The organism is Bacteroides finegoldii DSM 17565, assembly GCF_000156195.1.
Taxonomy (GTDB): Bacteria; Bacteroidota; Bacteroidia; order Bacteroidales; family Bacteroidaceae; genus Bacteroides; species Bacteroides finegoldii.
The window spans coordinates 1-23,024 of record NZ_GG688326.1 but is presented as its reverse complement, the minus strand read 5'-3'; the positions used below and the strand labels follow the sequence as shown (position 1 = coordinate 23,024).

Here is a 23,024-nt window from a genome sequence, read left to right as displayed (position 1 = left end):
TGATCCTATAATTGTTAGGTATAAAGAATATCATGAAGAATATTGTATTATCAATTTTATTGATGAGTGCCTGTGCAATGATTTATGCACAGGCGGACTCATCGCCTTATCAGGCTATTGTAGCTGTTGATGGTAGTGGAGATTATAAAACGGTTCAGGAAGCAATCAATGCTGTACCTGACGGACAGACGAAACCTTGGTTGATTCTGATAAAGAATGGCTTGTATAATGAGCAGGTGATTATCCCTAAGAATAAGCCATACGTACATTTAATAGGCCAGGATAAGGATAAGACCATTATTCATTTAAACTTGAATGTTGGTAGTAAACTGACCGGTAAAGAAATAGGTGGAAAAACAGCTTATTGGGAACACTCGGTTCATAATCCTTCCTCTCCAGTTTATAAATACGAGGGATCGGTAGTGGTGGTAAAAGGAGACCACTTTTATACGGAAAACATTTCGTATGTGAATGACTGGGGAGTTTTATCAGATAATGGTCCGCAGGCTTTGGCTATGAATAGTCAGGCAGATTGTGCTTCCTTTTATAATTGTAAGTTCCGTTCTTTTCAAGATACTTGGATGACTGCCAATAATGATGTCAGTCGGCACTATGTGAAAGATTGCTGGATAGAAGGCGCGGTAGACTATTTTTATGGTGGTGGTGATGTGTTGCTGGAAAACTGTACGCTTTATAATGTACGGAGTGGAGCAGTAATAGTGGCTCCTTCCCATAAAGATGCCAAATATGGTTATGCTTTTCGTAATTGCATTATAGATGGAAACAGTGAAGCGGCTGACGGACGTTTGAAGTTGGGGCGTCCATGGCATAATAATTCGAAGACGGTGTATATCAATACCATTATGCTTATCCCTGTCGCTGATGAAGGATGGACGAATATGGGAACGGTTCCCGGAATTTTTGCCGAATACAATAGTCGTGATGCACAGGGTAATGTGTTGGATTTAAGTAAACGCAAAACGGAATATCAATATAAAGACCGCCAAACCGGTAAGGAAGTATCGGGTACCTGTCAGGCAACTATAACGAAAGAGGAGGCGGACAAATATACGTACGAAAATATGATTCCGGGTAATGATGGCTGGAATCCGCGTATTATGATGGAGAAATTAGGAAGTCCGCGCAGTCTGGTTTATCAGCAAGGCACTCTTAAATGGAATCCTGTGAAGAATGCGATCGGATATATTGTATATGATGGAGAACAGATTCTCGGGACGACTACTGATACCTCTTTTCCGGTGTCGGAAGTGAATTATGCTTTGAAGGTATCTGCCGTGAATCAATATGGAACGCAAGGTAAAAAAGGTGTATTGTAATTGAATATAGAAAACTGGTAAGGAAAGGGGAGGTGCTTATGAGGCATCTCCCTTTCTTTCTTTATATTCTGTAGGAGTGACTCCCATGATTTTTTTGAAGCGCCTGCTAAAGTACTTCGGGTCATTGAAACCGGTCATATAAGCAATTTGGGAGAAACTGTATTCACTTTTTTCAATTAGCTGGGCGGCTCGTTTGATGCGCATTTCACATACGAAATCTACCGGAGTCAGCCCAACAATGGATTTTAATTTTCGGTAGAATACCGTACGGCTTAACATTAGTTTGTTGGCGAAGTCGTCGATGGTGATATCTGTATTATCCATTTGTTCCTCCATAAACGCCATTACTTGTTGCATGAATTGTTCATCGTATGGAGTCACTTGAGGTTGTGAAGGCTCCCACCCATTTATATGATCCTCTTCTTGAGTATGCTCTGACAGTTTCGATAAATATAGATCTTGTAGCTGTTTACGTTGACGGAGCAGCGACAAGATTTTGGTTTTTAAGTATGTAGAGCTGAATGGTTTGGTAATGTAGTCATCGATACCTTGTTCCAGTCCTGCTATCCGATCATCTAAAGAAGATTTTGCTGATAGTAATATAATAGGAATATGGCAGGTGTTATGATCGGCTTTGATTGCTTTCACCATGTCTAATCCATCCATGATCGGCATCATGACATCACTGATTATCAGATCCGGAATGTACTGCTGTGCATATTTTAATCCTTCTTTTCCATTTGCTGCTTCGAGAACAGTGTAAGTCTCTGACAGGATATTCCATAGGAAATGACGTAATTCATTGTTGTCTTCGACAATAAGAATGGAAGTTTTTTCATCCTCTGTGTCGGTTTTATTTTCATTCTCTGCGTATGCTGCCTTGAAGGATGTATTATCCGAATCTTCTTCAGTAGCTTGTATCGTCGGTGAATTATTGTCACTGTCGGATAAAATAAATTCGGCTTGTTGATCGTCTGCAAATGCTTTTTCTTCCTTAGGAAGTGTGACAATGAATTCACTTCCATTTCCCGGCTCGCTTTTCACTTGGATATTTCCGTGATGTAATTCTATTAATTCGCGTACCAGTGAAAGCCCAATGCCGGATGAGGGCTGCAAGATATTGTATTGTGCCAGTGTTTCAAATCGATAAAATAGGGATTGTTGCTTTTCGGGAGCAATGCCAATGCCTTCATCGGATACGGAGATGGTGACTTGCTCCGAACCTGTTATCATATTTACCGTTACTTTCTTCCCGTTCGGTGTATATTTGAAGGCATTTGAAAGTAGATTGAAGAATATCTTTTCAAATTTGTCACGGTCTACCCATGCGTATATTTTGTCTGTATTAGTTTGAAGTTGGAAATCAATTCTCTTTTCTTTTGCTATAAGGTGGAAGCTTTCCATTATCTTCTGTAATTGGGAAACGAGTTCTGTCTTTTCTACCAACACTTTCATCTTCTTATTTTGGATTTTGCGGAAATCCAGTAGTTGATTAACCAGACGAAGCATACGTTCTGTGTTTTTATGTACCAAATTTAGATGTTCCCGAACTGTCGGAGAGATTGTTTCATGCGCTAGAATTTCTGATACAGGGCTGGATATTAAAGTTAAAGGAGTGCGTAATTCATGTGAAATATCAGTGAAGAAGCGTAATTTGATATTGGATAAATGTTGTTCCAAGTCAACCTGATGCCGCAAACGGTAGATATAGAACAGAATGTATACAATGATAGTAGTGAATAACACGAACATGACAATATAGAATAACCATGCCCAGTATGTTTCCCAAAAAGTGGGTAAAACATGAATGGGGAGAGTGCGTATATTATCGGTCCATACTCCGTCGCTATTGCTGGAACGGATTTGCAGTTGATATTCTCCGGCAGGTAAATTTATGTATGTTGCAGAGCGGTTATTACCGGCTTCGTTCCATTCTTCTTCCAGGCCTTGCAGGCGATAGGCGTATTCGATGGCATCGGGATTTACATAATCAATGGCTGCAAATTGAAAGGTGACATTACGTTCCGAAGGATTTAGTTCCAGTTCTTTTATGTCATCAAGCGCTACATGAAGTTGACTTCCTTGTATTTTGAGTCCGGTAAATACAATAGGAGGTACGTAAGAACTTTTTTTCATTTGTTCTGTGTTGATTTCAAGTATCCCTTGATTGGTTCCGAGAACGATTTTCTTTTGACTGGTTAGTGTGGGAACTGCTTCAGTGAGATTCAGTTCTCTCTGAAAGTAATTACTTCCATAATTCTCAAATGTTCCTTGTTGTGGATTGAATTTGGATATGGAGTTTTCGGAGATTACCCATAATTGTTTTTGAGTATCTTCGAGCATTGAAAGTACCAAATCAGAAGCTAATCCGTCTTTGATTGTATAACTTTTGAATTGTATATCTTCCGTGAGCAGATTTTTAGAGATAACCTGGCTGATTCCTCCGGTGAATGTTATTACATAAGTGTTTTTTCGACTGTCAGTAAATATCTGCATGACATCATTACTGCTAAGGCTGGAATCTACATTAGGGATACGGTTGCTGTGATAGAACTTAATTTCTTCAGGCTGATCGAACTTATTGGAGAATGTAAGTAAACCATTGGTTGTGCCAATCAATAACACTCCGTTGGGGGCTTCTGCGATATGTCTTATTTTGAGTGAAGTAGAAACAGGATAGTTTTTCAGCCGGTTGCCGCTATGGATAAAGTTGGTAGAACCATCAGGTGCGTGTGATAATAGGTTGAGGCCACCTCCATAACATGCGATCCATATATTGTCATGACTATCCTGAATAATACTATAGACACTATTGTTGCTTAAACTGTATGTATCTTGTGGCTGATGGACGAATTGTTGTAAAAGATAGGAGTGCTCATTTTTCTTCTTTAGAAGGATGAGGCCGTCTTTTTTGGTTCCCATCCATATATTTCCTTGTTTATCTTCCATAAAACAGTACACACTTTTTCCGAAAGTAACCTCTTGAGGGGTGATTATGCCCTGTGGAGAAAGGTAGCCTTCTAATGTCCCATCCGGACGGTAAATTCTGACGTTTCCCTTTTTGGAAGCAACCCAGAGACGTTTCTGTTTGTCGGCAAGAAAAGCACGTATTTCCAATCCATTGTCTATGGGACGTATTCTGTATTTATTGGGATAGAAAGATATTTTGTCTACGCCCCGGTCATTGGTAATCCATACATTCTGTTGCCGGTCGGTATAATAATAGCGAATAGAGGGGGCAAATAGGGAAGCGGGATTATTTTCATCTGCAAAGTATAGTTTCAGTTGATTACTGTCGCGGTCATAATAGCACAAATGCCCTTTTTGAGGACTCATCCATAGTGTGCCTTCATGGTCTTCAAAGATCATGTACCGGTTGTCGCGTTCATATTGGATTAGGTTTTGTATAGGAGCTGTGAAGTGCTGCTTATCTCCTGTTTTCAGATTTAGCTTTATCACACCGGAGGTATTGGCAAAGATCCAGACTTCTCCGGTTTTGTCCTGATAAAAGAAATGAGCTTCATTGGATGGCTGGGTGGCTGTTTGTATATTAAAATGTTGGAATTTTTTCTTTTCTGTATCGTATGTTATAAATCCGTTGTCAGTTCCTAAGCCGATCTTGTCATTAGAAGGGGAAATGGAAGATATGGAATAGATATCTGTGATAGGACATGGTAGCTCCTGGAATTTTATATTTCCGTTCTTGGGATCATATATTGCGATTTTTCCGGAAGTTGAGATAAGATATATTCTCTTATTATATTCTTTGACCATTTTGAACGGATAATCGCTGTTGATTCGTTTTTTCCCGATGATGGTTACTCCCTTATCTGTCATGATCCATTCGTCCCCGTCGGAATCTTCGTAAATGTCGAATATCTTGTTTCCTTTTAAATTTTGGTTGAAACTGCTGTATAAAATGATATCTTTTCCTTCTTTGCAGGTTTGCTCATTGATTCTGAAAGCATAACCTTGTTCGCAGGTGATCCATGTAATCCCTTTATTTAAGGTATAGATATTGCTGACTATGTTGGTCTGTTGTAGGGATGATTCAATAGGAAGGAGTATGTCAATAAACTTCTCTGTTTGAATATCGAATAGATATGCACGGTTATCATAAGATTTGCACCATATATCTCCGTCTTTGCTTTCTGTAATATAAGAGAAGCGGTTGGTCGTTAACGTACAGCCGTCTCCCGGGAATGCTTTGTAATTTTTAAATGTGTATCCGTCGAATTTGTTCAGTCCATTCCAGGTGGCGAACCAAAGAAATCCTTTTTTGTCTTGCATTATATTCACTACTACTCCTTGCGAAAGGCCACTATTGACAGAGAAGTGTTTAATCTGGCAAAGAGGTTGAGCTGCTACAGTCAGACTGGTGTATAAGCATAAAAGGAAAACATAGAGTGTCTTCATGATATTATAAATTATGTGTAGAGCAAAAATAGATAAAACTGGATTAAAAAGGAAATATAAAACCGTGATTGAACATAAAATGCACGCTTTTGCATATTTAATCCACCTGTCTATCCTCTATCAAGCACAATTATTACCCTATAAGGAGAGAAGATACCTCGTACTTTTGTTTTGACAATTAGAACTGGTAAAATTTTAAATGAAAACTATAAATGAAACGTCTATTTATTTGTGTAGTGGGACTTGTTATAGCCGTAACCGCATGGTCTCGTACCTTTAATATGAAGGAGCTTGGAGCTGATCCCCGAGGTATTGAATCTTGTACGGAGTTAATAAACCAAACGATTGAAAAAGCATCTTCTGAAGGTGGAGGAACTATTTATTTCCCGGCAGGTGTTTATTTGACAGCCACTATCCACATGAAAAGTAATATAACTTTGTATGTGGAGTCCGGAGCTGTTCTTCGTTTTTCAGATCGTTTTGAAGATTATCTTCCTTTTGTGAAGATTCGTTGGGAAGGTACAGTGATGAATACTTTGTCTCCCCTGATTTATGCGCATGATGCGGAGAATTTGACTATAACCGGGCGTGGAACATTGGACGGTAATGGATTTAAATGGTGGAGCTGGGAGAAAGAAACACGGGAACTGATTAAAAAAAACGGAGGAAAATTGCCTGCTTTGAATAAACTACAACGAATGTGGGAAGAGGCTAATGAAGAACTGGAAATCTCGGATTATTATAAACCTTCTTTAGAGCGTCGTATGTTTCGTCCTCCTTTTATTCAGTTTTATGAATGTAACAATGTGTTGATAGAGAATGTGAGAATTGTCAATTCTCCTTTTTGGACCATAAATCCGGCTTTTTGTGATAATGTAACAGTGCATGGAGTGACGATATATAACCCCTCAAAAGATCCAAAAGGTCCCAATACGGATGGAATAAACCCTTCTTCTTGCCGGAATGTACGTATTTCTGATTGTTTTATTAGTGTGGGAGATGATTGTATCACAATTAAATCGGGGCGTGATGCTGATGGACGGAAATATGGAAAGGCATGTGAAAATATAACGATAACTAATTGTGTTATGCTTTCCGGTCATGGAGGGGTAGTTATTGGTAGTGAAATGTCAGGCGGTGTAAGGAGAGTGACAATTTCTAATTGTGTTTTCGATGGTATAGATTCCGGTATTCGTCTAAAGTCCTCGCGCGGGAGAGGAGGGGTCGTTGAAGAGCTTCGGGTAGATAATATCGTCATGAAGAATATTCAGCGGAATGCCTTCATTTTTGATTTGTTCTATGATAAAGAGTCAAAAATGGAGCCTGTCAGTGAGCGGACTCCTGTTTTCCGGAACATTCATTTAAGCAATATTACAGGTTCTGATATCAAGCAAATTGGTTATATTAAAGGGATTGAAGAAATGCCCGTACAAGGCTTGTCCTTTTCAAATATTAATATGAAGGCAGAGGTTGGATTTATAGTTGATATTGCTGAAGATATTCGTTTTGATAATGTGGATTTCTCTTCGCAGACTGGTTCACCGTGGCAATTCAGTAAGTGTAAGCAGATTGTTCTGAATAATGTTAGATCGAAGTATCCTGTTACCCAACAACCGATTGTTACTTTTGAAGATGTCGATAATGCTATTATTAATGATTGTTTTCAGATGACTCCTGTGAAGGATTTTTATAAAGCTAATAACAGTCATATTATTGAAGGACATAATTATTGGAAAAAAGAGAGTTTTAAATAAACAGGAACTATCATATTATTTCTGTTGAATTTTATTGTTGGGTAGATATGAGAAGAACGATATTACATCATCTGTAATATCGTTCTTCTATTGATTAGAGTTGTTTATAATTTACTTCTTATCGTTTTCGCGAATCTCTACCCGGCGGATCTTACCGCTGATTGTCTTAGGTAGCTCTTCTACAAATTCAATCACACGCGGATACTTATAAGGAGCAGTCACTTTTTTTACATGATTCTGCAATTCCTTAATCAGTTCTTCACTTGCACGGGCTTTGTAGTCTTTCGAAAGAACAATCGTAGCTTTTACTACCTGTCCGCGAATTTCGTCCGGTACACCGGTGATAGCACATTCAATGACTGCCGGATGCGTCATCAACGCGCTTTCTACTTCGAACGGGCCGATACGATAACCGGAACTTTTGATAACATCGTCCGCACGGCCTACAAACCAGAGATAACCGTCTTCATCTTTCCAGGCAACGTCACCGGTGTAGTAGATACCGTCATGCCAAGCTTCGCGAGTACGTTCCGCATCACGATAGTACTCTTTGAAGAGACCGATGGGTTTACCTTTGCTGGTGCGGATTACGATTTGTCCTTGTTCTCCGGCTTCAACGGAACGACCTTCGTGGTCTATCAAGTCAACGTCATATTGAGGATTCGGCAGTCCCATGCTTCCCGGTTTCGGTTCCATCCATGGCATCGTGGCTACGGTCAGTGTTGTTTCAGTCTGCCCGAAACCTTCCATTAGTTTGATACCTGTCAATTTTTTGAAGGTATCGAATACGGCCGGATTCAATGCTTCGCCTGCAATGGTGCAATATTTGAGTGAGGACAAGTCGTATTTCGTCAGGTCTTCATGAATCAGGAAGCGGAAAATGGTGGGAGGTGCGCAAAGTGAAGTGACATGATAGTCGTGTATCTTTTGCAGGATATCTCCGGGAGTAAATTTCTCGTGGTCATAAACGAAGATATTCGCTCCGGCAATCCATTGTCCGTAGAGCTTTCCCCAAACAGCTTTTCCCCAACCGGTATCGGCGATGGTAAGATGGAGGCTTTCCTCATTCAGATTGTGCCAGAAACTACCGGTTACGATATGTCCCAACGGATAGGTAAAGTCATGTGCTACCATTTTGGGTTCGCCGGTCGTGCCGGAAGTAAAATACATCAGTGAGATGTCATCATTGGTATTGGCATGGCGGGGACGTACGAACGGAGCGGCATTCTCAATTCCCTGATGGAAATCTTCGAAACCTTCGGGAATCTCAGGACCGACGCTGACCAGCTTCTCCACAGTGGGACAGTCGGGCATAGCCTCCTTGATATGTTGGAGAATCACTCCTTCACCGGCAGCCACAATCATCTTGATATCAGCGGCGTTGCAACGGTAGACTATATCTTTCTTTGTCAGCAGGTGAGTGGCGGGAATGACGGTCGCTCCCAGTTTATGAAGTGCGATAATGCTATACCAAAATTCATAGCGACGTTTTAAAATCAGCATTACCATATCCCCGCGTCCGATCCCCAGACTTTGGAAATAAGAAGCCGTCATATCCGTATAACGTTTCATGTCGGCAAATGAGAACTGTCGGCTTTCGCCTTTGTCGTTTGTCCAAAGCAGGGCTTTCTTGTCGGGTTGCTCGGCAGCCCAAGCATCCACTACGTCATAACCGAAGTTGAAATTCTCCGGGACGTTTATTTTTAAGTTCTTGATGAAATCCTCTTGTGAGGCAAAGTTAGTCTTTGCTAAAAATCTTTCTATCATGATATTGTTACATAATTACAGCCAGAAAACGTACCGTTTTGCCGTCGAGCGCTTTCATGCCATGTGGAAGTTTGGAGTTAAAATAAATGCTGTCTCCTTGATTAAGGATAATTTCTTTCCCTTCGATGTTGATAAGCATACGACCTTCAATCACAAGGTTGAATTCTTGTCCGTTGTGCTTGTTGTAATGAATCGGCTCGTCATCACCTTTCGGCTCAACGGTCACAATGAAGGGATCGGCGGTGCGGTTCATGAATCCGGAAGCCAATGACTGGTATTTGTAGGCTTTCGTACGTTCTATACTGACACCTTTGCCTGCACGGGTTACGAAATAACTGCTCATCTTGGGCTCCTCACCGAACATCAGCGCATCAAGGGCTATGTTATAAGTGCGGGCTATCTTTTGCAGCATACTGACGGAGATGTCATAGTCGCCTGTTTCTGCGAGCCGGTATTCTTCGGCGGATATGTCACTGTCGCGGGCGATGTCCTCAGCGGTCAATTCCAACACATCCCGCAATCCACGGAGACGTTCTGCTATTTGTCTAATCTGATCATTCATGTTATTTAGTGATTAGTTTGTTAGTGATTAATGATTTGCAGCAGCCATTATTTGCTGGCCTTCATGGCTTTAATGATAGCGGAGGTGAAACCGTTATGTTCCAGCTCGTTGATTCCTTTGATGGTGATTCCTCCCGGAGTAGTCACTTTGTCGATTTCCACGCTGGGATGAGTGTCATTATTCAGAATCAATGAGGCGGCTCCTTTCAGAGATTGTGCCACCATAGTCATGGCGTCTTTCGGACGGATACCCATTTCGATACCCGCTTGCATGGCTGCCTGAACGTATTTCAGAACGTATGCGATACCGCAGGAAGCCAACGCCGTAGCGGCTGTTATTTTGTCTTCGGGGATAAGCATGACTGTGCCCATCTCGCTGAATAGCCGGAGGATGAACTTGTCTTGTTCGTCATTTGTATTGCGGGCAGCAACGAGTGTCATACTTTCCAGTTCACTGATGGCGGTGTTAGGGATGAGGCGGAACATCGGCATTTCTGGTACTACCACATAATGTGCCAGCTCTTCAAAACTGATTCCTGCGGCTACGGATATAAGTATCTGCTTGCCCTTCAGCTTCAACTCGCGCATTACCGGCTGCATAAACCAAGGCTTTACGGCGAGGATAACGATGTCCGCTCCCGTTGCCGCTTCCGCGTTATTGTGAGTTGTAGAGATGTTCGGAAATTCTTTCTTCAGCTGTTCCAGCTTGCCGGCGCTGGGGTTGGATACGATAATGTCTGAATCTTCTATCAGACTTCCTTTTGCCAGACCACGGGCGATAGAACCACCCATGTTGCCTGCACCGATAATAGCTATTTTCATACGACGCTTGTTTTTAATGAATTGTTACAGACAAAGGTAACGGTTAATTGCGAAAAAACAAAAAGCAGCCCGGATAAGAAATAAAATTCTGAGGTAGGCTGCTTTTTATCGTTGGCTGTTTATTAATCAATATGAGCGGTTAGAGTACTTTTTTGAACCGGGCGAGGAATTCGTCGGCCTCCTCCATACTGAGACAGAGAGGGGGAAGCAGGCGAAGTACATTCGTGCCGCTTGCGCCGGTAAATACATGTTCGTCATAAATGAGACGGCTACGCAACTCTTTGATCGGTTCTTCAAATTCGAGTCCGATCATGAGTCCGCATCCGCGCACTTCTTTGATTTGCGGGAATTTCTTAAGTTCTTGCAGCAGGTAGTTACCAACCTTAGCCGCATTCTCTACGAGATTCTCCTGTTCGATGACGTCCATTACGGCAAGAGCCGCAGAACAAGCGAGGTGGTTTCCGCCAAAAGTCGTTCCCAATTGTCCGTATACAGGTTTGAACATCGGGCTGATTAAGACGCCTGCCATCGGGAAACCATTTCCGATCCCTTTGGCTACAGTGATGATATCCGGCTTGATGTCACAATATTGATGGGCGAAGAATTTACCGCTACGTCCGTATCCGCTCTGAATCTCGTCGAGAATCAGTATCGTTCCAGTTTCGCTGCAGGCTTTGCGGAGTTCCTGCATAAATTCAGCGGTCGGTATCTTGATACCGCCTACCCCTTGAATCCCTTCAATGATCACAGCACAGGTATCTCCTTTTGACAATTCTTGCTTCATCGCGTCGATGTCGTTCAGAGGGAGATAGGTCACGTGACCGTTATTGTTGATAGGTGCGATGATCGACGGATTGTTGGTGGCTTCTACCGCCAGAGACGTACGGCCGTGAAACGCCTTGTTGAAGGAAACGATTTTGGTACGTCCGTTATGGAACGAAGCCAATTTCAGAGCGTTCTCATTGGCTTCCGCGCCACTGTTGATAAGAAACAGGCTGTAGTCCTCGTAGCCGGAGATTTTTCCCAATCGTTCGGCTACCTGTTGTTGCAGCTTGTTGATGACGGAGTTTGAATAGAAACCCAAGTTTGCTACTTGGCTACTGACCATTTCTACATAGTGCGGATGTGCGTGTCCGATGGAGATAACGGCATGACCTCCGTAAAGGTCCAGATATTCCGTGCCGTTTTCATCCCAAACGTGACAACCCTTCCCTTTGACTATGTTGATATTATATAAAGGATATACGTCGAATAATTTCATAATTCTGTTATTTTTAAAAAGCACTCGGCTTCAAACGTAGGCCTACGGTTTCTTCCAGATTGAACATCAGGTTCATGTTATGAACAGCTTGTCCGCTGGCGCCTTTCAGCAAGTTGTCGATACAAGAGATAATCAATAGCTTGTCGCCATGCTTTTCCAGATGTATCAGACATTTATTAGTATTGACGACTTGTTTCAAGTCAATATTCTTGTCTACGATGTGTACAAAGGAGTCTTTGGCATAATATTCTTCATACATACGGACAATCTCTTCCTGTGATACTTTGGTCTTTACTACCAGAGTGGCAAAGATACCGCGTGGAAAGTCGCCCCGGTACGGGATGAAATTAATCTCTGCATCGAAGCTGTTCTGCAATTGCTTGAGTGACTGCTTGATTTCCGGCACGTGCTGGTGTTCGAATGCTTTGTACACACTCATATTATTGTTTCTCCAGCTGAAATGACTGGTAGCTCCCGGTTTTACGCCGGCTCCGGTACTTCCTGTAATGGCATTTACCATCACGTCGTCTGTCAACATCAGATTCTTGGCTAGCGGAAGCAAGCCAAGCTGGATACAGGTTGCAAAACAACCGGGATTGGCTACGTGCTTCGCCGTACAGGTGGCGCGGCGGTTCAGTTCCGGCAGTCCGTAGATGAAGTCATGATCGTCACTTTTGATGCGGTAATCCATGGAAAGGTCGATAATCTTCAAGTCTTCCGGTATGTTATGGCTTTCCATGAATTTCTTTGTGTCACCGTGGGCAGTACAGAAGAAGAGAACATCGATTTCGTCCAAAGGCAATTGATCGGTGAATCTCAGATCTGTCTCACCGTACAATCCTTCATGTACGTCGGTAATTTTGTTTCCGGCATTACTGCTGCTGTTGATAAATACGATTTCGGTTTCCGGATGGTTGAGTAGCAGACGGATTAATTCGCCTGCTGTATATCCTGCGCCACCAATGATTCCTGCTTTAATCATATCTCTTCGTCTTTATGGTTATTATAGTAAACACGCAACGGAGTAGAAGTCACTTTGATAAAGCCTTTGGCGTCTTCAGCCGTCCAGCCTTTCTGCATCTCACCGTATTCTCCGAATTTAGTCTTAACAAGGTCATCTTCGGATTCTACGCCTACGGTAGAGAAAGAAAGCGGACGAAGTTCGAGGATAGCCGTACCGTTTACGTTGCGTTGACTTTCCTGCAACATCGCTTCGATATCACGCATGACAGGTTCCAAATACTGGCTTTCGTGCAGGAACATACCATACCAGTTGGCTACCTGATCTTTCCAATATTGTTGCCATTTGCTCAATGTATATTTTTCGAGGAAACGGTGAGCACCGATAATCAACATCGGAGCGGCAGCTTCGAATCCTACGCGGCCTTTGATACCGATAATCGTGTCACCTACGTGCATATCACGGCCGATGCCGTAAGCTGCGCCAATCTCTTCCACTTTCTGGATAGCCTTGATCGGGTCGTCAAACTTCTCGTCGTTGACAGCCTTCAGTTCGCCTTTCTCGAAAGTCAGACGGAGCTGCTCGCTTCCTTCTTTCTGAACGTGTTTCAAGTAAGCCGATTCCGGCAGTCCTTGTGCGGAATCAAGAATCTCACCGCCACAAATGGAAGTACCCCAAAGGCCTACGTTATAAGAGTATTTCAGTTTGGTGAAGTCTGCGCTGAAACCATGCTTGTTCAGATAGTCTATTTCCTCCTGGCGGCTCAATGCCATATCACGGGTTAATGTGATAATCTCCACGTTCGGTGCCAGCACTAAGAAAGTCATGTCGAAACGGATCTGGTCGTTACCTGCTCCGGTAGAACCGTGAGCGATGGCGTCCGCACCGATTTCATTGGCATAGCGTGCAATTGCCAATGCCTGGAAGATACGTTCGGAACTTACTGAGATAGGGTAAGTGCCGTTGCGCAGTACATTACCGAAAACCATGTATTTCAGACTCTTCTCGTAGTATTCCTGAGTGACGTCCAACGTTACATATTTCACAGCTCCCAGTTTGTAGGCGTTCTCTTCGTTCGTCTTTAGTTGTTCTGCGCTGAAACCGCCTGTATTGGCACAAGCTGCATATACTTCGTAACCTTTTTCTTTGGCGAGGTACATGACGGTGAACGATGTGTCCAGTCCGCCGCTGAATGCCACCACTACTTTTTTCTTCTTTTCTTCCATAGTGTGTATATTTTAAATGTTATTTCTTTCTTGTTCTTTTTTTATGTTCCGTGGGTCTGTCGGATCGTACAGCATGGCTGTGCAGATACAGAACTTACGGTTCTTGGCAACCAATATGTCGTGGTTGATACATCCTTCACATCCTTTCCAGAAAGCTTCGTCGTCTGTCAGCTCGTTGAAAGTGACAGGAACGTAGCCCAGTTCCGTATTCATCTTCATTACGGCCGCACCGGAAGTCAGACTGAATATTTTCGCTTTCGGCCATCGGAGGCGTGCCAGTTGGAAAGAAGCCTGTTTGATACGTTTTGCCAGTCCCAAACCACGGAAATCCGGATGAACGATCAGACCGGAAGTTGCTACATATTGCTTGTTCCCCCATGATTCGATGTAGGTAAATCCGGCAAATGTCTCTCCACAAAGTGCGATAATCGCTTTTCCTTCTTTCATTTTTGTCGCTACGTATTCGTGGGTACGTTCTGCGATTCCTGTTCCGCGTACTGCGGCAGCCTTTCTGATAGTGTCCAAAATAGTGTCAACGTAAACCTCGTGTGAGGCGTCGGCTACCATAACATCTATTTGCTGAGTGTCCATTTCTTTATTATATAATATAGGTATAGTTATTCGATATTCGGGATGACGACTGCCAAAAGCTGGCGTATCTTGCTTGGGGTAACTCCTTCACGCAAAACTAACATGATTGTGTCGTCACCGGCAATGGTTCCCAGAATGTCACTGAACTCATTGTTGTCAATGTCGTATGCCATGCTGCTTGCATAGCCGGGACGGGTACGGATGACGGCAATGTTGCCGGAGAAATGTAAAGAGATAAATCCGTTGCTGCGCAACATTTCACCGGCGCTTTGGTCGGTGGAACGTTTATACATGATGTTGTTGGGCAATACATATACATACTTTCCGTTCATACTGGCAGCCTTGGCTACTTTCAGTTGTTTCAAGTCGCGGGAGAGGGTGGCCTGTGTCAGTTCGTAGCCTTCACGGTTCAACTCTTGCAGCAGTTCTTCCTGTGAACCGAGCTCCTTGCTTGAGATAATCATTTTGATGGCATCTAACCGATTTGCTTTCTTCTTCATTGTATATTTATTCTAAGAATGGCGCAAAAGTATGCAATATTTCGGAGAAAACTTGCATAAAACCAAAGTTTTTTTGCATAAAAGTGAAAAATATGCTAAACGGTGAGAGCCTGCTTTTTTTGTTTTGTGTCAAAATGTATACCCTTTCAATCAAAATACATAAGGAAAGGGAGGAGGGAATCGCCTATCTTTGCCATGTAGGTAAATGGATACCTTAAATATATAGACAGAATACCATGAAACAAAACTTTTTTGCAGTCGACCTGGGCGCAACGAGCGGCCGTACAATCTTAGGAACTTTCATCGAAGGCGGATTAAATCTGGAAGAGATTAATCGTTTTCCTAATCATCTGATTGAGGTGGGTGGTCATTTCTATTGGGATATTTATGCATTATATCGCCATATTATTGACGGACTGAAGTTGGTTGCCCACCGCGGTGAATCTATAGCCTCTATCGGTATTGATACTTGGGGGGTGGATTTTGTGTGTGTCGGAAAAGACGGAAACCTGCTCCGTCAGCCATACGCGTATCGTGATCCGCACACGGTGGGAGCACCGGAAGCCCTTTTTTCACGTATATCCCGTAGTGACGTTTACAGTAAAACGGGAATTCAGATAATGAATTTTAATTCACTTTTTCAGTTGGATACTTTACGCCGTAACCATGACAGTGCATTGGAGGCGGCAGATAAGATTCTGTTTATGCCGGATGCGTTGAGTTATATGCTTACCGGAGAAATGGTGACGGAATATACGATTGCTTCGACAGCACAGCTGGTGAATGCGCAGACACGGCGTCTGGAACCGGAGTTGCTGAAAGCGGTTGGACTGAGTGAGAAGAATTTCGGTCGTTTTGTATTCCCGGGCGAGAAAGTCGGGGTATTGACGGAGGAAGTACAAAAAATAACAGGACTGGGGGCAATACCTGTCATTGCAGTAGCCGGTCACGATACGGGTTCTGCGGTTGCCGCCGTTCCGGCATTAGACCGTGACTTTGCATATTTGAGTAGCGGAACTTGGTCACTGATGGGAGTTGAGACTGATAGTCCGGTGATTAATGCTGAAACGGAGGCGTTGAACTTTACCAATGAAGGTGGCGTGGAAGGAACCATCCGTCTGTTGAAGAATATCTGTGGAATGTGGTTGTTGGAACGTTGCCGTCTGAATTGGGGGGATACAAGTTATCCTGAATTAATCAGTGAGGCGGATACGTGTGAACCGTTCCGTAGTTTGATTAATCCGGATGATGATTGCTTTGCAAATCCTGCTGATATGGAAAAAGCCATTATTGAATATTGCCGGGTTACCGGACAACCGGTTCCGGAGAAACGAGGACAAGTGGTGCGTTGTATCTTTGAAAGTCTGGCTTTGCGTTATCGTCAGGTTTTGGAAAATCTGCGTTCACTCTCTCCACGACCTATAGAAACATTGCACGTGATTGGCGGAGGTAGTCGGAATGACTTGCTGAATCAGTTTACGGCCAATGCTATCGGAATTCCTGTGGTGGCAGGACCGTCTGAGGCGACAGCCATCGGTAATGTGATGATTCAGGCTATGGCGGCAGGTGAAGCAACGGATGTTGCCGGTATGCGCCGGTTGATCCATAGCTCTATTCCGTTAAAAACTTATCAGCCGCAGGATACGGAAGCATGGGATGCGGCTTATATCCACTTTAAAAATTGTGTTCGATAATTAATTAGATAACCGACAGAATAATCATTTTAATAAAAGAATATCATGAAAAAAGAAGAACTGATTCAGAAAGCGTATGAAATTGCTGCGGAACGTTATGCGGCAGTAGGTGTAGACACCGAGAAAGTTTTGGAAACTATGCAGGATTTTCACCTGTCACTCCACTGTTGGCAGGCTGATGATGTGACTGGATTTGAAGTGCAGGCAGGTTCATTGACCGGAGGTATCCAGGCAACCGGTAATTATCCGGGCAAAGCTCGTAACATTGATGAGTTGCGTGCCGACATCTTGAAAGCCGCTTCTTATATTCCAGGTACTCACCGCTTGAACTTGCATGAGATTTACGGAGATTTCCAAGGCAAGGTGGTTGACCGCGATCAGGTAGAACCGGAACACTTCAAGAGTTGGATTGAATGGGGTAAGGAGCATAACATGAAGCTTGACTTCAACTCTACTTCTTTCTCTCATCCGAAATCGGGCGATTTGTCACTCTCCAACCCTGATGAAGGTATCCGCCAGTTCTGGATTGAACATACCAAACGCTGTCGTGCTGTTGCGGAGGAAATGGGTAAGGCACAGGGTGATCCGTGTATTATGAACCTTTGGGTACATGACGGAAGCAAGGATATCACTGTAAACCGTATGAAGTACCGTGCGTTGCTGAAAGATTCTTTGGATCAGATCTTCGCTACAGAATATAAGAATATGAAGGATTGCATCGAATCTAAGGTGTTCGGTATCGGTCTGGAAAGCTATACGGTAGGTTCCAACGATTTCTATATCGGTTACGGTGCTTCTCGCAATAAGATGATCACTTTGGATACCGGTCACTTCCACCCGACAGAAAGCGTAGCTGATAAAGTGTCTTCATTGTTGCTTTATGTTCCCGAACTGATGTTGCACGTAAGCCGTCCGGTTCGTTGGGATTCAGACCACGTTACTATTATGGATGATCCGACAATGGAACTGTTCAGCGAAATCGTTCGTTGCGGTGCTTTGGACCGTGTACATTATGGTCTTGACTATTTCGACGCTTCCATCAACCGTATCGGTGCATACGTGATCGGCAGCCGTGCCGCACAGAAATGTATGACCCGCGCTTTGCTCGAACCGATTGCGAAATTGCGTGAATATGAAGCAAACGGACAGGGATTCCAGCGTCTGGCTTTGCTTGAAGAAGAAAAAGCGTTGCCTTGGAATGCTGTTTGGGATATGTTCTGCTTGAAGAACAATGTTCCTGTAGGTGAAGATTTCATTGCAGAAATCGAAAAGTACGAAGCCGAAGTAACTTCTAAACGATAAGTTATGGATATTTTAATCGGCTTGTTGATTATAGCCATCGGTAGCTTTTGCCAGTCCAGTTCATATGTACCTATTAAAAAGGTAAAGGAGTGGAGCTGGGAAAGCTTCTGGTTGATACAAGGTGTATTTGCCTGGTTGGTGTTCCCATTCTTGGGTTCACTGCTGGGCGTACCGCAAGGAGGCAGTCTGCTCGACTTGTGGGGAGCGGGAGGTGCCGGTATGAGCATCTTTTATGGTATATTGTGGGGAGTAGGAGGATTGACTTTCGGACTTTCCATGCGTTATCTGGGGGTTGCGCTAGGGCAGAGTATCTCGTTGGGTACTTGTGCCGGTTTCGGAACTCTTCTTCCGGCTCTTTTTGCAGGCACAAATTTGTTTGAAGGTAACGGGTTGATTCTGTTGTTGGGTGTTTGCATCACATTGGCGGGTATCGCTATTATCGGCTATGCCGGTAGCTTGCGTGCACAAAACATGAGTGAAGAAGAAAAACGTGCTGCCGTAAAAGACTTTGCGCTGACAAAAGGGTTGTTGGTTGCCCTCCTTGCCGGTGTCATGAGCGCTTGCTTTGCCTTGGGGTTGGATGCGGGAACTCCTATCAAGAATGCGGCTCTAGCCGGTGGAGTAGAAGGGCTTTATGCCGGTCTTCCGGTAATCTTCCTGGTTACTCTTGGCGGATTTCTGACGAATGCCGCTTATTGTCTGCAACAGAATGTGGCTAATAAGTCAATGGGTGACTATGCCAAAGGAAAAGTGTGGGGCAATAATCTGGTGTTCTGCGCCTTGGCAGGTGTGTTGTGGTATATGCAATTCTTCGGATTGGAAATGGGTAAAAGTTTCTTGACAGAAAGTCCTGTATTGTTGGCTTTTTCCTGGTGTATACTGATGGCATTGAATGTAACTTTCAGTAATGTTTGGGGAATCATTTTGAAGGAATGGAAAGGAGTATCAAATAAGACTATAACTGTGCTGATAGCTGGTCTGATCGTACTTATCTTCTCATTAGTGTTCCCAAATTTGTTTTAAAATTTATAGGTACGGATTACAGAGATTACGCAGTTTTTTATAACTTGCGGCGAAATCTATGTAATCCGTATACAATTAAAAAATATATATAATGAAATCAATTTTAGAGAATCGTCCGGCACTTGCCAAAGAGGTAAATAAGGTGGCTGAAGTTGCCGGCTACTTGTGGCAGAAAGGATGGGCTGAACGTAATGGTGGTAACATCACTATTAATATCACAGAGTTTGTAGACGATGAAATCCGTCAGATGAAACCGATCAGCGAAGTAAAATCTATCGGTGTGACTCTTCCTTATCTGAAAGGATGTTATTTCTACTGCAAGGGAACTAATAAGCGTATGCGTGATTTAGCTCGCTGGCCGATGGAGAATGGTTCGGTTATCCGTATTCTGGATGACTGTGCCAGCTATGTGATTATCGCTGATGAGGCGGTGGCTCCGACATCGGAATTGCCTTCTCACCTGAGTGTGCACAATGACCTGTTGAGCAAAAACTCTCCTTATAAAGCATCTGTGCATACGCACCCGATTGAGTTGATCGCCCTGACACATTGTAAGAAGTTTCTGGAAAAAGATGTGGCTACCAATATGTTGTGGAGCATGATTCCCGAAACAAAGGCATTCTGCCCGCGTGGCTTGGGTATCATTCCTTATAAATTGCCTAGTTCTGTAGAACTGGCGGAAGCTACCATTAAGGAGTTGCAGGATTACGACGTTGTGATGTGGGAAAAACATGGCGTATTTGCAGTAGATTGCGATGCGATGCAGGCATTCGACCAGATTGATGTGTTGAATAAATCTGCTTTGATCTATATTGCAGCCAAGAACATGGGCTTCGAACCGGATGGTATGAGTCAGGAACAGATGAAGGAAATGACTGTTGCTTTCAATCTTCCTAAATAAAATAAACCAATAAACAACCATGAATCGCATTATTTTAAATGAAACTTCTTACTTCGGTGCAGGCTGCCGGAGTGTAATTGCTGTAGAAGCGGCCAGACGTGGCTTTAAGAAAGCTTTTTTTGTAACGGATAAGGATCTGATCAAGTTTGGTGTGGCTGCCGAAATCATTAAAGTGTTTGACGACAATCAGATACCTTACGAACTTTATAGTGATGTAAAAGCCAATCCTACTATTGCTAATGTACAGAACGGAGTGGCTGCTTACAAAGCTTCCGGTGCAGACTTTATCGTTGCTTTGGGCGGCGGATCTTCTATTGACACTGCTAAGGGAATCGGTATCGTTGTGAATAACCCGGATTTTGCCGATGTGAAGTCTTTGGAGGGTGTGGCTGATACCAAGCATAAAGCGGTACCTACTTTCGCACTGCCTACTACTGCCGGAACGGCTGCCGAAGTTACTATCAATTATGTGATTATCGATGAAGATGCACGTAAGAAGATGGTGTGTGTAGACCCGAACGATATTCCTGCTGTGGCTATCGTAGATCCTGAATTGATGTACTCCATGCCGAAGGGGCTGACTGCTGCGACGGGAATGGATGCCTTGACTCATGCCATCGAGAGTTATATTACTCCGGGTGCTTGGGCTATGAGTGATATGTTTGAATTGAAGGCGATTGAAATGATTGCACAGAATTTGAAGGCGGCTGTGGATAACGGTAAGGATGTGGCGCCCCGCGAAGCAATGTCGCAGGCGCAATATATCGCCGGTATGGGATTCTCGAATGTCGGTCTGGGAATTGTTCACTCGATGGCTCACCCGTTGGGAGCTTTCTATGATACGCCTCACGGAGTGGCAAATGCTTTGCTGTTACCCTACGTGATGGAATACAATGCTGAATCTCCGGCGGCTCCGAAATATATTCATATTGCGAAAGCAATGGGGGTAGATACTGCCGGAATGAGTGAGGCAGAAGGAGTGAAAGCGGCAATAGAAGCAGTGAAGGCTCTTTCGTTGAGTATCGGTATCCCGCAGAAGTTGCATGAAATTAATGTGAAGGAAGAAGATATTCCTGCTTTGGCGGTAGCGGCTTTCAATGATGTCTGTACGGGTGGTAATCCTCGTCCGACTTCAGTAGCGGATATTGAGGCTCTGTATCACAAAGCATTTTGATTGATAGGAGAAAGCGTATGAAACGGGAAGCTTTTAAGATGTTCTTGAAACCCGGGTTCGAGAAAGAATATGAGAAAAGGCACGCAGCCATTTGGCCGGAGCTGAAAAAAATGTTGTCCGATGGTGGAGTATATGATTATTCTATCTATTGGGATAAAGATACAAATATTCTTTTCGCCTGTCAGAAAACAAGAGGAGAAGAGTCCTCGCAAGATATGGGAGCCAATCCGATTGTGCAGAAATGGTGGGATTATATGGCGGATATCATGGAAGTAAATGAGGATAATTCGCCGGTTACGATTCCTTTGCCGGAGGTCTTCCACATGGATTGATTAAAAAAAGAGTGCGTCGGTTGTATACGATGCACTTCTTTTTTTGTACATTTGTCTGCTGTGGAAAACATTAAAGAAATCGTATGTAAGGATATGGGCATGACCGATGGTACAAGTTTAGGGCTTGAATTCAAGTATTTAATAGTAAATGACATGGACCGTAAGTTCGGTTTATGGGTGAATACAGTCGGCTATCAGTCTATCCCGCCCGATTCTCCTTACCCGTTGAAAGAGCATCCTTCCGGCTATTTTTTTAATGCGGAAAAAGGCAGGGTGCTTCGTGAATACCAGCTAGTTTATATTACTAAAGGACGCGGCCTGTTCTCATCCGATTCTACTCCAGAAAAGCAGGTTTGTAAAGGAAGGTTGATGGTGTTGTTTCCCGGACAGTGGCATACGTATCGACCATTGCGGCAGACCGGTTGGACAGAATACTATATCGGATTTGAAGGTCCGGCAATAGATGCGATTGTGGCTAATTCTTTTTTATCCCAAGAACAGCAAATATTGGAGGTGGGAATCAATGAGGAGTTGGTATCTTTGTTCTCCCGTGCTCTTGCGGTGGCCGAAGCGGACAAGATTTCCGCACAACAGTATCTTTCCGGCATTGTGTTGCATATAATCGGGATGATTCTTTCTATCTCTAAAAACAAGGTCTTTGAGATGAGCGATGTTGACCAGAAGATAGAGCAGGCAAAGATTATAATGAACGAGAATGTTTCGGGCAATGTTGATCCGGAAGAACTGGCGATGCGGCTGAATATCAGTTATTCATGGTTCCGCAGGGTGTTTAAGGAATATACCGGTTATGCACCGGCCAAATATTTTCAAGAATTGAAACTCCGTAAGGCAAAGCAATTGTTGGTAGGTACTTCTCAGTCAGTAAAAGAGATTTCTTTCTTCTTAGGTTTCCAATCTACTGAGTACTTCTTTTCATTCTTCAAAAAACGGACAGGGCTTACTCCGTTGGAATACCGTTCATTCGGGAGGGAAGAATAGAACCGAATAAAGTCAGTAGGGATATTCCTAAAATAATAAAATTTAAGGCAACTACTTCATTGCGAATTAGTTGCCTTTTTTGTATCTTTAAGCATTCCCCCCAAAAAACGGTTTGACGGCCAAAACGGGGGTAATCTAAAATAAAAACACATGGTAAAGATACAAAAAATCTCAGAAATCGAACCTCGTTTAGGTTTTACCGAGTTCGATATGCTAAAAAAATATCGTCAAAGTTTTGCAACGAGTGAATTAGGTCGACTCCATGCTCTGTTTCCTTTCTCGGAACTGGCCCGACAAATGCATTTGAAGTCCTCTGCTTTGGGGCGTAAAAGTTATTTTTCTCCCGAAGGTAAAATAGCCTTAATGGTCTTGAAGTCCTATACCAACTTTTCCGATGCACAAC

At 43.3% G+C, this 23,024-nt stretch carries 18 protein-coding genes and 1 pseudogene; 10 read left to right on the top strand and 9 right to left on the bottom strand.

The window, feature by feature from the left end:
* Nucleotides 1–32: 32 nt before the first annotated feature.
* Nucleotides 33–1,337 carry a pectinesterase family protein gene (locus BACFIN_RS07465; RefSeq protein WP_007754842.1) on the top strand — a complete coding sequence of 435 codons (1,305 nt, stop codon included), beginning with the start codon at nucleotides 33–35 and terminating at the stop codon, nucleotides 1,335–1,337.
* 36 nt (nucleotides 1,338–1,373) lie between these two features.
* Here BACFIN_RS07465 and BACFIN_RS07470 read toward each other — a convergent pair whose 3' ends face one another.
* Entirely contained in the window at nucleotides 1,374–5,753 is a 4,380-nt protein-coding gene (locus tag BACFIN_RS07470) for a hybrid sensor histidine kinase/response regulator transcription factor (protein ID WP_007754840.1), read from the bottom strand.
* A gap of 212 nt (nucleotides 5,754–5,965) precedes the next feature.
* Here BACFIN_RS07470 and BACFIN_RS07475 point away from each other — a divergent pair, with 212 nt between their 5' ends.
* Nucleotides 5,966–7,507, top strand: a complete 1,542-nt coding sequence (locus BACFIN_RS07475) for a glycoside hydrolase family 28 protein (protein WP_007754838.1) — start codon at nucleotides 5,966–5,968, stop codon at nucleotides 7,505–7,507.
* Between the two features lie 111 nt (nucleotides 7,508–7,618).
* On the opposite strand, the gene BACFIN_RS07480 is transcribed toward BACFIN_RS07475, so the two are convergent.
* From BACFIN_RS07480 to BACFIN_RS07515, 8 genes are all read right to left on the bottom strand, one after another.
* Nucleotides 7,619–9,274: an AMP-binding protein gene (locus tag BACFIN_RS07480; protein ID WP_007754836.1), complete on the bottom strand. Its 1,656-nt coding sequence runs from the start codon at nucleotides 9,272–9,274 to the stop codon at nucleotides 7,619–7,621.
* Nucleotides 9,275–9,281: 7 nt separating this feature from the next.
* Nucleotides 9,282–9,836: a helix-turn-helix domain-containing protein gene (locus BACFIN_RS07485; RefSeq protein ID WP_007754835.1), complete on the bottom strand. Its 555-nt coding sequence runs from the start codon at nucleotides 9,834–9,836 to the stop codon at nucleotides 9,282–9,284.
* 47 nt (nucleotides 9,837–9,883) lie between these two features.
* The gene (proC, locus tag BACFIN_RS07490) at nucleotides 9,884–10,657 is read right to left on the bottom strand and encodes a pyrroline-5-carboxylate reductase (RefSeq protein WP_007754833.1); all 774 of its coding nucleotides are present in this window, start codon (nucleotides 10,655–10,657) and stop codon (nucleotides 9,884–9,886) included.
* 139 nt (nucleotides 10,658–10,796) lie between these two features.
* Nucleotides 10,797–11,918 carry an aspartate aminotransferase family protein gene (locus tag BACFIN_RS07495; RefSeq protein ID WP_032839720.1) on the bottom strand — a complete coding sequence of 374 codons (1,122 nt, stop codon included), beginning with the start codon at nucleotides 11,916–11,918 and terminating at the stop codon, nucleotides 10,797–10,799.
* 13 nt (nucleotides 11,919–11,931) lie between these two features.
* Nucleotides 11,932–12,900 (bottom strand): N-acetyl-gamma-glutamyl-phosphate reductase, encoded by a 969-nt coding sequence (gene argC, locus BACFIN_RS07500; protein ID WP_007754830.1) that lies wholly within the window; start codon nucleotides 12,898–12,900, stop codon nucleotides 11,932–11,934.
* The gene (locus BACFIN_RS07505; protein ID WP_007754828.1) at nucleotides 12,897–14,105 is read right to left on the bottom strand and encodes an argininosuccinate synthase; all 1,209 of its coding nucleotides are present in this window, start codon (nucleotides 14,103–14,105) and stop codon (nucleotides 12,897–12,899) included. Before BACFIN_RS07505 ends, argC begins: the two co-directional genes overlap by 4 nt.
* A 12-nt stretch (nucleotides 14,106–14,117) precedes the next feature.
* Nucleotides 14,118–14,696, bottom strand: a complete 579-nt coding sequence (locus tag BACFIN_RS07510) for a GNAT family N-acetyltransferase (RefSeq protein WP_007754823.1) — start codon at nucleotides 14,694–14,696, stop codon at nucleotides 14,118–14,120.
* Nucleotides 14,697–14,722: 26 nt separating this feature from the next.
* On the bottom strand, nucleotides 14,723–15,196 hold the full coding sequence (locus BACFIN_RS07515) for an arginine repressor (RefSeq protein WP_007754821.1): 474 nt from the start codon (nucleotides 15,194–15,196) through the stop codon (nucleotides 14,723–14,725).
* A 236-nt stretch (nucleotides 15,197–15,432) separates the two neighbouring features.
* Here BACFIN_RS07515 and rhaB point away from each other — a divergent pair, with 236 nt between their 5' ends.
* The 8 genes and pseudogenes from rhaB to BACFIN_RS07555 all read left to right on the top strand — a co-directional run.
* On the top strand, nucleotides 15,433–16,890 hold the full coding sequence (rhaB, locus tag BACFIN_RS07520; RefSeq protein ID WP_007754817.1) for a rhamnulokinase: 1,458 nt from the start codon (nucleotides 15,433–15,435) through the stop codon (nucleotides 16,888–16,890).
* A 45-nt stretch (nucleotides 16,891–16,935) separates the two neighbouring features.
* Nucleotides 16,936–18,192 carry an L-rhamnose isomerase gene (locus tag BACFIN_RS07525; protein WP_007754804.1) on the top strand — a complete coding sequence of 419 codons (1,257 nt, stop codon included), beginning with the start codon at nucleotides 16,936–16,938 and terminating at the stop codon, nucleotides 18,190–18,192.
* 3 nt (nucleotides 18,193–18,195) lie between these two features.
* On the top strand, nucleotides 18,196–19,215 hold the full coding sequence (rhaT, locus tag BACFIN_RS07530; RefSeq protein ID WP_007754791.1) for an L-rhamnose/proton symporter RhaT: 1,020 nt from the start codon (nucleotides 18,196–18,198) through the stop codon (nucleotides 19,213–19,215).
* A gap of 91 nt (nucleotides 19,216–19,306) precedes the next feature.
* Nucleotides 19,307–20,116 carry a rhamnulose-1-phosphate aldolase gene (gene rhaD, locus BACFIN_RS07535; protein ID WP_007754775.1) on the top strand — a complete coding sequence of 270 codons (810 nt, stop codon included), beginning with the start codon at nucleotides 19,307–19,309 and terminating at the stop codon, nucleotides 20,114–20,116.
* Between the two features lie 19 nt (nucleotides 20,117–20,135).
* Nucleotides 20,136–21,290 carry a lactaldehyde reductase gene (gene fucO / locus BACFIN_RS07540; protein ID WP_007754773.1) on the top strand — a complete coding sequence of 385 codons (1,155 nt, stop codon included), beginning with the start codon at nucleotides 20,136–20,138 and terminating at the stop codon, nucleotides 21,288–21,290.
* Between the two features lie 17 nt (nucleotides 21,291–21,307).
* Nucleotides 21,308–21,622, top strand: coding sequence for an L-rhamnose mutarotase (gene rhaM / locus BACFIN_RS07545; protein WP_007754771.1), 315 nt, complete (start codon nucleotides 21,308–21,310; stop codon nucleotides 21,620–21,622).
* Nucleotides 21,623–21,721: 99 nt separating this feature from the next.
* Complete coding sequence (locus BACFIN_RS07550; RefSeq protein ID WP_032839740.1) at nucleotides 21,722–22,621, top strand: AraC family transcriptional regulator; 900 nt, start codon at nucleotides 21,722–21,724, stop codon at nucleotides 22,619–22,621.
* A gap of 150 nt (nucleotides 22,622–22,771) precedes the next feature.
* A pseudogene (locus BACFIN_RS07555) lies at nucleotides 22,772–23,024 on the top strand (DDE transposase); the annotation flags it as partial.

Bases quoted from the DNA above. Each gene is read 5' to 3' on its own strand.
- BACFIN_RS07465 (WP_007754842.1), top strand. From the start codon at position 33: ATGAAGAATATTGTATTATCAATTTTATTGATGAGTGCCTGTGCAATG.
- BACFIN_RS07470 (WP_007754840.1), bottom strand. From the start codon at position 5,753: ATGAAGACACTCTATGTTTTCCTTTTATGCTTATACACCAGTCTGACT.
- BACFIN_RS07475 (WP_007754838.1), top strand. From the start codon at position 5,966: ATGAAACGTCTATTTATTTGTGTAGTGGGACTTGTTATAGCCGTAACC.
- BACFIN_RS07480 (WP_007754836.1), bottom strand. From the start codon at position 9,274: ATGATAGAAAGATTTTTAGCAAAGACTAACTTTGCCTCACAAGAGGAT.
- BACFIN_RS07485 (WP_007754835.1), bottom strand. From the start codon at position 9,836: ATGAATGATCAGATTAGACAAATAGCAGAACGTCTCCGTGGATTGCGG.
- proC (WP_007754833.1), bottom strand. From the start codon at position 10,657: ATGAAAATAGCTATTATCGGTGCAGGCAACATGGGTGGTTCTATCGCC.
- BACFIN_RS07495 (WP_032839720.1), bottom strand. From the start codon at position 11,918: ATGAAATTATTCGACGTATATCCTTTATATAATATCAACATAGTCAAA.
- argC (WP_007754830.1), bottom strand. From the start codon at position 12,900: ATGATTAAAGCAGGAATCATTGGTGGCGCAGGATATACAGCAGGCGAA.
- BACFIN_RS07505 (WP_007754828.1), bottom strand. From the start codon at position 14,105: ATGGAAGAAAAGAAGAAAAAAGTAGTGGTGGCATTCAGCGGCGGACTG.
- BACFIN_RS07510 (WP_007754823.1), bottom strand. From the start codon at position 14,696: ATGGACACTCAGCAAATAGATGTTATGGTAGCCGACGCCTCACACGAG.
- BACFIN_RS07515 (WP_007754821.1), bottom strand. From the start codon at position 15,196: ATGAAGAAGAAAGCAAATCGGTTAGATGCCATCAAAATGATTATCTCA.
- rhaB (WP_007754817.1), top strand. From the start codon at position 15,433: ATGAAACAAAACTTTTTTGCAGTCGACCTGGGCGCAACGAGCGGCCGT.
- BACFIN_RS07525 (WP_007754804.1), top strand. From the start codon at position 16,936: ATGAAAAAAGAAGAACTGATTCAGAAAGCGTATGAAATTGCTGCGGAA.
- rhaT (WP_007754791.1), top strand. From the start codon at position 18,196: ATGGATATTTTAATCGGCTTGTTGATTATAGCCATCGGTAGCTTTTGC.
- rhaD (WP_007754775.1), top strand. From the start codon at position 19,307: ATGAAATCAATTTTAGAGAATCGTCCGGCACTTGCCAAAGAGGTAAAT.
- fucO (WP_007754773.1), top strand. From the start codon at position 20,136: ATGAATCGCATTATTTTAAATGAAACTTCTTACTTCGGTGCAGGCTGC.
- rhaM (WP_007754771.1), top strand. From the start codon at position 21,308: ATGAAACGGGAAGCTTTTAAGATGTTCTTGAAACCCGGGTTCGAGAAA.
- BACFIN_RS07550 (WP_032839740.1), top strand. From the start codon at position 21,722: ATGACCGATGGTACAAGTTTAGGGCTTGAATTCAAGTATTTAATAGTA.